Genomic DNA, 9311 nt, shown 5'->3' with positions numbered 1-9311 from the left:
AACGTGCGCGCCCCGGAGTGGTTCGCCTTCGACGTGGATCGACCCGCGACCCGCGACCCGGGTCCGGTCGCCGGCGTCAGCCGATGTGGTAGCTGTCGCCGTAGACCTTCCAGTCCAGCGGTGTGTTCAGGTTCAGGTTCCGGTTGCGTACGAAGACCCGCTGCGCGGTGTCGACCCGGCTGGTGTCGGAGTGGGCCTCCTCCTGCTTCATGGCCCAGACGCGGGCGTCGAGGAAGGCGTTCAGATACGTCACCTCGTCGCCGCCCTGGGCCGGCGTCCTGGCCTTGGCGAGCGCGCGCCGCCGGATGTTGCCGAAGCTGGTGCTGTCGTCACCGTTGCCGTGCATCACGATGGCGTCGTAGTACGTGAACTGGCCGAGGGCGCCGATGCCGTCAGCCTTGCCCTGCCGGACGGCCGGGTCGAAGTACACGCGGTCCCGTTCGTCGTTCTGGGCCTGCTGGAACGCCGTGTCCTGGGCGGCCCGGCGCCAGTCGGCCGGGAAGCCGGGGTCCAGGCCGTCGTGGGAGTCACCGCCGTCGACCTCGCGCAGCGCGGGGAGGTACTTGGCCAGGACGTTGCCCGGCTTGCGCTGCGTGTACAGCTCGACGAGTTCGAGCATGTCGTGGGTGCCCGAACAGAAGCCGATGATCCCGGCGGTGTAGCCGCGGCCGTCGCCGATGTCCTCGATGTACTTGTACTGCGCCTTCCAGTCCAGCGAGGAGTTCTCCGCGCTGGAGACCAGCTTCATGGCGATCTCCTTCTTCGCCGGGTCGTCCAGCCCGACCGCCGCCGCGGTCGCGCTCTGGGTGGCGATCAGGGGTCCTGCCACCAGTGAGGCTCCGATCAGGGTGAGCAGGGTGCGACGCGAAGGGGCTATGTGGGGGGTGTGCACGGTACCTCCGATGGGGGAGCGGTGCTGCCGCGTACTGTTAGGAAAGTTTCCTACCAGAGTTGGAGGACGGCGTATACCCTTTGGAGGAAGGCGAGTTGACGCTCCGGCGGTCGGAGGGCGAGCCGTGCGGGCGCGTTGAGGGAACACGGCGGGGCCGCAACAGCGCGGCGGCCAGGGCCAAGGCGGTGAACGCCACGACCGCGGCCACCGTGAACGCCAGCCGGTAGCCGTCCGCCGTCGCCGCGACGACGTGCTCGCCCGCGCCGGTCAGCCGTTCGGTGCGGCTCGCCGCCAGGGTGGTCAGCACCGCCAGGCCCAGTGAACCGCCCACCACCTGCGTGGTGTTGAAGAGCCCAGAGGCCAGACCGGCGTCCTCCGCACCGGCGTCCGTCATGGCGAGCCCCGTCACCGCGGGCATCGCGGCCGCGAACCCGGCGGAGAGTAGGAGCAGCGGGGGCAGCACGTCGGCGACGTACGTGCCCTCGGCCGGGGCGCGGCCGAGCAGGGCCAGGCCCGCCGTGATGAGCGCGAGTCCGGCGAGCAGGACGCGGTACGGGCCGAAGCGGGCGATCGCCGGCGCCGACAGCGTCAGCATCAGCACGCCGATGGCGACCGGGGCGGGCAGGAACGCCGTACCGGTGAGCAACTCGCTGTAGCCGAGCACACGTTGGAGGTAGAGCGCGCCGAGGTACTGGAAGCCGTACATCCCGGCGATCATCAGGATCTGTACGCCGTTCGCGCTCGTCAGGGTCCGCGAGCGGAACAGCCGCAGCCGCAGCAGGGGCCGGGCGGCCCGTGCCTGGCGGAGGGTGAAGCCGGCGAAGAGCGCGAGGGCGAGCGCGCCGAGCGCGAGGGTTCCGGCGAGGCTCCGCTGCCCGGCGCCGACGATCGCGTACACCGTCAGCATCAGGGCGCCGGTGACCAGGGCGGCGCCGGGATAGTCCGCGCCGCCGCGCAGGCCCGCTCCCCGGTCCGGGGCAAGGATCCGCAGGGCGGCGACCAGGGCCACCGCGCCGATCGGCAGGTTGATCAGAAAGATCCAGTGCCAGTTCAGGGCCTGCGTCAGCGCACCGCCGAGGAACGTGCCGAGGGCTCCGCCCGCGGCGCCGACCGCGCTGAACACCGCGATGGCGCGGCCCTGTTCACGCGGCTCGGGGAAGAGCGCCACCAGCATGCCGAGGACCACGGCGGAGGTCATCGCCCCGCCGACGCCCTGGAGAGCGCGGGCCGCGACCAGCGCGCCCTGGCCGTCGGCGACCCCGCACAGCACGGACGCGACGGTGAACACGGCGAGCCCGGCCGTGAACATCCGCTTGCGGCCCAGCAGATCGCCGAGCCTGCCGGCGAGCAGAAGCAGCCCGCCGAACGGGATCAGATAGGCGTTCACGACCCAGGCGAGCCCGGGGGCGGAGAAACCGAGGTCGCTCTGGACGGCGGGCATGGCGACGGTGACGATGTTCCCGTCCAGGACGGTCATCAGGGTGCCCGCGCACAGCACGACGAGGGAGGCCCACCGTGAGTACGTTCGTGGCGTCGACGGCCTCGCCGGTTCGGTCCGGGACGGCATGACGGTGACCTCCGTGTTCTCCGTGGACCGCTCCGGTTCCACGGACGTTCTCCCTTGGTGCACGACTTGTAACGGGGGACATCGTGAGTGACCATGGGAGACCGGCATAAGGAGGCACTTCGATGTCCCAGGGGAACACCGGTGTTACCGCGCAGGCAGTGCTCGCGCAGGCGTGCCCGGTCCGCGAGGTTCTTGACAGGGTCGCCGGGAAATGGAGCGTGCTGATCATCGTGGCCGCCGCCCACGGCCCGATCCGCTTCACCGAACTGGAGCGCAGCATCGAGGGGATCAGCCGGCGCATGCTGACGCTGACCCTGCGCAATCTGGAGCGCGACGGCCTCGTCACCCGGACCGTGCACCCGACGGTCCCGCCGAAGGTCGAGTACGAACTCACTCCGGTCGCCCGTGAGTTGCACGCGACGCTGCTCTCCCTGACCGACTGGGCCGAGCGGCACCGCGTCACGATCGCCGAGTCCCGCGCGGCCTACGACGCCGAGCACCGGCCGGAGTTGGTCGACGCGTAGGCCGCGTGGCGGGCCGGCGGGGCACCGGCGGGTCGACCCGCCGGTCAGAGGCCCAGCGGACCCGCCGCGTCAGAGGCCCAGCCGATCCGCCGGGTCAGAGGCCCAGCGGGCCCGGGTCCCTCGCCAGGGACTTGAAGGCGTCCCGGGCTCCCGGCACCAGGCGGCGTTCGGTGAGGTCCATCAGCCCGCCCACCGCCGTGATCTCGGCGGCCACCGTGCCGTCGGTCCTCCTGATGGTCTGCTCGATGCGGAAACTCTTGCCCTCACCCCAGAGGAAGACGCACGTCACCTCGACCTCGTCGCCGGCCCGCAGCTCGCGCCGGTAGCGGATGGTCGTCTCCAGCGTGACCGGGCCCAGACCCTGGGCCATCAGCTCCGCCTGGCCGATCCCGGCCGCCCGGAGCACCGACCAGCGGGCGTGCTCGGCGTACTGCAGATACACGCTCTGGTTGAGATGGCCCTGCACATCGGTCTCGTATCCGCGAACGGTCACGGGGACGAAGAACGGCTCTGCCACGACTTTCCCTCCGACGAAACTGCGACTGCTGCTGCTGCGACTGCTCCTGATCGATCGCCTTCGACTTGGACTCCGACGGCTCGACGGCTCGGCGCTTCGCCGGTTCGGTGCTTCCGCGCACGCCGCTCACGTCCGCCGGGGCGAGGCCAGAACGTACCGGGCGCCCGTGCGCGGCTCCGTGTGCTCGCCGACCTGCCAGCCCGCCTTCTCCAGGGTGGCCGCGCAGGCCCGCAGCGCCCCGGGGTCCGGCTCGTGCACGGCGACGGCCTCCGGCTGCGGTGTCGTCCGTATGCGGTACCCGCCGCCGCCCTCCGCCCGGGCGGGCCGGTGTCCCGCCGCCTCCAGCGCGAGCGCGGCGGCCTGCACCAGATGCGTACGCTCCCAGGCGCACGGAAGGTCCGTCGCACCGTCCGGACGGGTCATCCGGCGCAGCTCCATGAGTCCCTGCCAGGCCCCGCGCACCTCTCTCAGCCGCGCGGGACCCTCCTCGGTCCCCTCCTCGCCGCCGGCCCGCGCCGCGAACACCCCGGACGCCGCCGGAGCGGGCCCTTCGGCGGCCGCGGCCGGCCCGGAGTCCCCGGGTGTCTCGCGCAGCCGGTGCCCTGCCGGTGTCAGGAAGTGGTCGCGCGGGGGACGCGGATGACGGAAGGCCAGCCCGCGTCCCACCAGGGCGGCGAGCTGGGCCTCCGTGCCCTTCAGCCGCCCGGTCACGGGGTCCGCCGCGTCGACGATGCGCCGCTGCGCGGCGGTCGGCGGTCGTGTCACGGCGCGCTCCCTCCACCACTCGGTGGTGCCACGGCGCTCCGGCCCGGCCGCGGCTCAGTGTTCCTCCGCTCCCTCTCCCGCCGAGGAGGCCGAGGAGAAGGAGTCATGGGAACAGTACGCGTCGGGTCTGACATTCCAGCCCGCCACCACATGCCGCCGGTGCTCCGTGCTGAGCCGGCTCATCGTCCCGGTGCCGAGCTGGAAGACGGCGCCCGACCGGGCGCTCAGACCGAGCCGCCGCGCGGTCAGCACCCGCAGGAAGTGGCCGTGCGAGACGACGACCACGCTGCCCTCCGACTCGGCGAGCGCCGCGTCGATCCTCGCCAGCGCCCGCTCGGCGCGCACCCCGACCTCGTCCGGGCTCTCCCCCGGATGCTCGGGCGGTCCGGGGGCGACGCCGTCGGTGAACAGGAACCAGTCGGGCCGCTCCCGGTGGATCTCGACGGTCGTGACCCCCTCGTACCCGCCGTAGTCCCACTCGCGCAGGTCCTCGTCGACGTGGGCGTGGCCGATCCCGGCCAGTTCGGCCGTCTCCCGCGCGCGGCGCATCGGGCTGACGAACGCCGCCGCGATGTGATGCCGGGCGATCAGCGGACGGAGCCGCCGGGCCTGCTCGCGGCCGTTGTCGGTCAACGGGACGTCGGTCGACCCCGTGTGCCGCCCGGACATCGACCATTCGGTCTCACCGTGCCGTACGAGGAGCAGGTCACCCATCGCCGCGCCCTTTCCGTCCCCGAGTCCGCTGCCGTCCCTCGTACGGTGCCACCGGGCGGGCGCGGCCGCAGCCCCGGATCCTCCGGTCGGCCCACCCGGTTCCTCGGCCCTGCTCCTGCCAGGCCGACCTAGCCCTTTTCCTGCCGGTAGCCGCTCAGGAACCGTCCGATCCGGCTGATCGCCGCGTCCAGGACGTCGGCGTGCGGGAGGGTGAGGATGCGGAAGTGGTCGGGCCGCGACCAGTTGAAGCCGGTGCCCTGCACGACCTGGATCTTCTCGCGCAGCAGCAGGTCGAGGACGAACTTCTCGTCGTCGTGGATCGGATACACGGTGGGGTCGATGCGCGGGAACGCGTACAGCGCGCCCTTGGGTTTGACGCACGAGATGCCGGGGATCTCGTTGAGTTTCTCCCAGGCGACGTCGCGCTGCTCGCGGAGCCGGCCGCCCGGCGCGGTCAGCTCGTGGATCGACTGGCGGCCGCCGAGCGCGGCCTGGATGGCGTACTGCGCGGGGGCGTTGGCGCACAGGCGCATGGAGGCCAGCATCGTCAGCCCCTCCAGATAGCTGCGCGCGTGCTGCTTGGGGCCCGTGACGACCAGCCAGCCGGAACGGAAACCGGCGACGCGGTAGGTTTTCGAGAGGCCGCAGAAGGTGAGGACCACCAGGTCGGGGGCGAGGGCCGCGGCCGACTGGTGCACGGCGTCGTCGTACAGGATCTGGTCGTAGACCTCGTCGGCGAGGACCATCAGGCCGTGCCGGCGGGCGAGATCGAGGATGCCCTCGACGATCTCCTTCGGATAGACCGCGCCCGTGGGGTTGTTGGGGTTGATGATGACGACCGCGCGGGTCCGGTCGGTGATCTTCGCCGCCATGTCGTCCAGGTCCGGGTACCAGTCGGCCTGTTCGTCGCAGAGGTAGTGGACCGCCTTGCCGCCGGCGAGGGTCGTGACGGCCGTCCACAGCGGGTAGTCCGGGGCGGGGATGAGGACTTCGTCGCCGTCCTCGATCAGGGCCTGCACGGCCATGGAGATCAGTTCCGAGACGCCGTTGCCGAGGAAGACGTCGTCCACGCCGACGTCCAGGCCCCGGTCCTGGTAGCGCTGGGCGACGGCCCGGCGGGCGGACAGGATGCCGCGCGAGTCGGTGTAGCCGTGCGCCCGGGGCAGCATCCGGATCATGTCCTGGAGGATCTCCTCCGGCGCCTCGAAACCGAAGAGGGCCGGGTTGCCGGTGTTGAGGCGCAGCACGCTGTGGCCCGCCGCCTCCAGTGCGTCGGCGTGCTCGATCACCGGGCCGCGGATCTCGTAACAGACCTCGCTGAGCTTGCTCGACTGCCGGAACTCCATGCGCTGCGCCCTCCGGTTGTGGTGTTGCTTGGTTTTACCAAGTGGGAGCTTGGAAAGTCCAACAAGATAGCTAGACTGCGTCGCATGTCACCGCGCCGAAGCTACGACCAGTACTGTTCCGCCGCCCGCGCCCTCGACGCCGTCGGGGACCGGTGGACCCTCCTGATCGTCCGCGAACTGCTCGGCGGACCGCGCCGGTACACCGATCTGCACGCCGATCTGCCGGGAGTCAGCACCGACGTCCTCGCCTCCCGGCTCAAGGACATGGAGCGCGACGGACTGACCACGAGGCGCCGACTGCCGCCTCCGGGCGTGGCCTACGTGTACGAACTCACCTCTCGCGGACAGGAGTTGCAGCCCGTCCTGCAGGCGCTCGGGGAGTGGGGCGGGCCCGCGCTGGGCGAGCGGCGGCCCACCGACGCCGTACGGGCCCACTGGTTCGCGCTGCCGCTGCTGCGCGCTCTCGCCGCCGCCGGAGCGGGCGAGGGGCTGGTCGAAGTCCGCCTGGACGAAGGCCTGTTCCATGTGCGGCTGGGTGCCGGGGACGGACCGCTCTACGGCGACGGGCCCGCCCCGCGCGAGCCGGACGCCCGCCTGGCGCCGGACGCGCGCGCCTGCGAGGCCATGAACCGGGGAACCCTGACGCTGCTCGACGCGCTGCGCGAGGGGAGCGTCGCCGTGACGGGCGACGGCCCCCTCGCCAAGGCCCTGCGCGAGGCGTGACGCGTCCGGTGCACCGGAAAGTGATCCGTACACCGGAAGTGATCCCCCGCTCCGGAAATGATCCCGCGCTCCGGAAGCGAGAGGCCCGCGCCGCTTCCTGACGGAGAGCGGCGCGGGCCCCGGTTCACGGCCTGCGGATCAGGCGCCCGGCGGAATCCGGGACGGGCGTCCCCTGCCCCGTGTCAGCGAGTGTCCCCAGATGCCGGCGAGGGCCGCGAGGATGCCGCCGATCCCGGTCCACACCCAGCGGTCGGACCACCAGCCGGAGGTGTCGGGCCGGAGCGAGGACAGCGTCGCCGTCTTCGCGTCGGAACCCTCGTCGGAGGCGTCGTCGGACTTCTCCGACGTCACGGCGATGCCCGGGACCAATGGCTTGGCGAGCGAGCCGTCGACCGCCGCGGAACCGCCGATGTCCTTGGAGTCCACGCGGAGTTCCGTGCTCATCGGCAGACCCAGATCGGCCGCGCCGAGACCGGTGGCGGTGAGCCGGATGTAATAGGTGCCCGGCAGCGGGTCGTTGGCCCAGGTCTCCGACCAGGCACGCACGGTGCGCAGGGTGCAGGACAGCTCCACGGAGGACGCGTCAGCCCCCGCCGTGCGGGTCTGCGCCCCGTACTGGCAGGCCTGACGGCGCCGCAGACCGTCGTACACGTCGATCTGCCAGGTCTCGGAGGAGCCGCGCCTGGACGCCTCGGGCAGCTTGACCGTGGCCTTCACGGTGGGCCGCTGCCCGGCGTCCGCGGGGAACTGCCAGTACAGGTAGTCACCCGTGGAGCCGCCGGCGGTGGCCTGGACTCCCTGCTCGATCTCGGTCGCCGTACGGAACGACGTACCGGCCTCGGTGGGCGCGGTGTCGTCACCCGAAGGGCTCGCGGACGGCGAGGCGTCGGCGAGCGCCGGGGAGGCGGCCGCGCCGATCAGGGCGGGTGCCGCGACTCCCGTGAGGAGGGCGGCGGTGCTCAGTACACGTCGGATACGCATCAGTTGGTCCTCCAGACCGAGAACCGCCAGCGGGAGATCCAGCCCCACAGCAGACCGGCGAGGAAGCCGGTGAGCACCAGGGCGCCGAGCAGCCACCAGCCGCGGCCGAGGCCGAAGGCGGCCACGTCGCTCGCCTGGTCCGGGCCGTCGACGACGTCGACGGTCAGTTCGAGGGGCAGTCCGGGCGTGGTCTTCACGCCGGACGCGGCCGAGAAGGAGTTGGACACCTGCAGACACACGACCTCGGCGGGCGCGCCGTCGTCGTCGCTCTCCGCCTTCGGGTAGCGCAGTCCGGTCGACACGACGTCCGTGCGGCCGTTCCCGGCCGACTCGCCGCGCACGATCTCCCGGCCGTGCGTGGTGACGGCCCGCAGCAGCACCCCGTAGTCGGGGTTGACCTGACGGTCGGCCGCGATGCTCACCGAGGCGCGCAGCTCCTTGCCGGGCGCGACCTCCACGCGGTACCAGCGGTGCTGGGCGAACTCCTCGCGGTCGGTGTAGATGCCCGACTTCACGGCGGGCGCCGCGGTGCACGAGTCGGCACCCTGCACGGCCACCGGCTTGACCACCGGATCGGCGGCGCGGTCCACCAACTGGTTGACGCGGTCGCTGAGCTGTTCCTTGTGCTCCACCGAGGTGTACGTGCCCCCGGTGGCCTCGGCGATGCAGCTCAACTGCCTGCTCACCTTGAGGTTGGGGACCAGACCCAGGGTGTCGATGGTCAGGTCGATGCCCTTGGCCGCGATCTCGCGGGCCACCTGGCACGGGTCGAGCGGCTGGCAGGTGTCCTCGCCGTCGCTGATCAGCACGATGCGCCGGGTGCCCTCACCGCCCTGGAGGTCGTCGGCCGCCTTGAGCAGGGCCGGGCCTATCGGGGTCCAGCCGGTCGGGCTGAGGGTCGCGACCGCGGTCTTGGCCTCGGTGCGGTCCAGCGTCCCGACCGGGTAGAGCTGGGCCGTGTCCTTGCAGCCGGTCTTGCGGTCGTCCCCCGGGTAGTTGGCGCCGAGGGTGCGGATGCCGAGCTGCACCTCTTCCGGTGTCGCGTCGAGTACTTCGTTGAACGCCTGCTTCGCCGCGGACATCCGCGACTCGCCGTCGATGTCCCGGGCCCGCATCGAACCGCTGACGTCCAGCAGGAGTTCGACCTTGGGCGCGGGGGGCGGGCGGGTGTGGGGCGCGGCCCGCGGCCCGGGGGGGGGGCCCGGGGGCGCGGCCGAGGGGCCGGGGGCGGGCGCCCCCCCCCCCCCCGGGGGTGGTGTTTTTAAGGCGGGGGAGAGAGTTT

Annotated in this window: 10 protein-coding genes; 2 read left to right on the top strand and 8 right to left on the bottom strand. The window is 72.2% G+C overall.

Translation table 11 applies throughout. The features are described from left to right. Nucleotides 1–76 precede the first annotated feature (76 nt). Both ACFXGX_RS37615 and ACFXGX_RS37610 read right to left on the bottom strand, forming a co-directional pair. The gene (locus ACFXGX_RS37615) at nucleotides 77–892 is read right to left on the bottom strand and encodes a chitosanase (protein WP_384801083.1); all 816 of its coding nucleotides are present in this window, start codon (nucleotides 890–892) and stop codon (nucleotides 77–79) included. A gap of 37 nt (nucleotides 893–929) precedes the next feature. After that, complete coding sequence (locus ACFXGX_RS37610) at nucleotides 930–2459, bottom strand: MFS transporter (protein ID WP_384801092.1); 1530 nt, start codon at nucleotides 2457–2459, stop codon at nucleotides 930–932. Between the two features lie 122 nt (nucleotides 2460–2581). Here ACFXGX_RS37610 and ACFXGX_RS37605 point away from each other — a divergent pair, with 122 nt between their 5' ends. Then, nucleotides 2582–2983, top strand: a complete 402-nt coding sequence (locus tag ACFXGX_RS37605) for a helix-turn-helix domain-containing protein (RefSeq protein ID WP_355774635.1) — start codon at nucleotides 2582–2584, stop codon at nucleotides 2981–2983. Between the two features lie 94 nt (nucleotides 2984–3077). On the opposite strand, the gene ACFXGX_RS37600 is transcribed toward ACFXGX_RS37605, so the two are convergent. The 4 genes from ACFXGX_RS37600 to ACFXGX_RS37585 all read right to left on the bottom strand — a co-directional run bounded on the left by ACFXGX_RS37600 (nucleotide 3078) and on the right by ACFXGX_RS37585 (nucleotide 6325). After that, on the bottom strand, nucleotides 3078–3500 hold the full coding sequence (locus tag ACFXGX_RS37600; RefSeq protein WP_384801080.1) for an acyl-CoA thioesterase: 423 nt from the start codon (nucleotides 3498–3500) through the stop codon (nucleotides 3078–3080). A 126-nt stretch (nucleotides 3501–3626) separates the two neighbouring features. Next, on the bottom strand, nucleotides 3627–4265 hold the full coding sequence (locus ACFXGX_RS37595) for a hypothetical protein (protein WP_384801077.1): 639 nt from the start codon (nucleotides 4263–4265) through the stop codon (nucleotides 3627–3629). 54 nt (nucleotides 4266–4319) lie between these two features. Beyond that, nucleotides 4320–4979 carry a histidine phosphatase family protein gene (locus ACFXGX_RS37590; protein ID WP_384801074.1) on the bottom strand — a complete coding sequence of 220 codons (660 nt, stop codon included), beginning with the start codon at nucleotides 4977–4979 and terminating at the stop codon, nucleotides 4320–4322. Nucleotides 4980–5107: 128 nt separating this feature from the next. Continuing rightward, nucleotides 5108–6325: a pyridoxal phosphate-dependent aminotransferase gene (locus ACFXGX_RS37585; RefSeq protein WP_384801071.1), complete on the bottom strand. Its 1218-nt coding sequence runs from the start codon at nucleotides 6323–6325 to the stop codon at nucleotides 5108–5110. Between the two features lie 84 nt (nucleotides 6326–6409). Between ACFXGX_RS37585 and ACFXGX_RS37580 the strand changes: the two genes are divergently transcribed. Then, nucleotides 6410–7048: a winged helix-turn-helix transcriptional regulator gene (locus ACFXGX_RS37580; protein WP_384801068.1), complete on the top strand. Its 639-nt coding sequence runs from the start codon at nucleotides 6410–6412 to the stop codon at nucleotides 7046–7048. A 138-nt stretch (nucleotides 7049–7186) separates the two neighbouring features. Here the strand turns inward: ACFXGX_RS37580 and ACFXGX_RS37575 are convergent, their stop codons facing one another. Continuing rightward, nucleotides 7187–8029, bottom strand: a complete 843-nt coding sequence (locus tag ACFXGX_RS37575) for a hypothetical protein (RefSeq protein ID WP_384801065.1) — start codon at nucleotides 8027–8029, stop codon at nucleotides 7187–7189. Beyond that, nucleotides 8029–9311: VWA domain-containing protein (locus tag ACFXGX_RS37570; protein WP_384801062.1), on the bottom strand; the 1283-nt coding region annotated here is incomplete at its 5' end. The genes ACFXGX_RS37570 and ACFXGX_RS37575, both read right to left, overlap by 1 nt.

It is taken from the genome of Streptomyces sp. NPDC059371, from assembly GCF_042751995.1.
GTDB lineage: Bacteria > Actinomycetota > Actinomycetes > Streptomycetales > Streptomycetaceae > Streptomyces.
The sequence above is the reverse complement of the archived record's forward strand: the minus strand, read 5'-3'. Positions and strand labels throughout refer to the sequence as shown.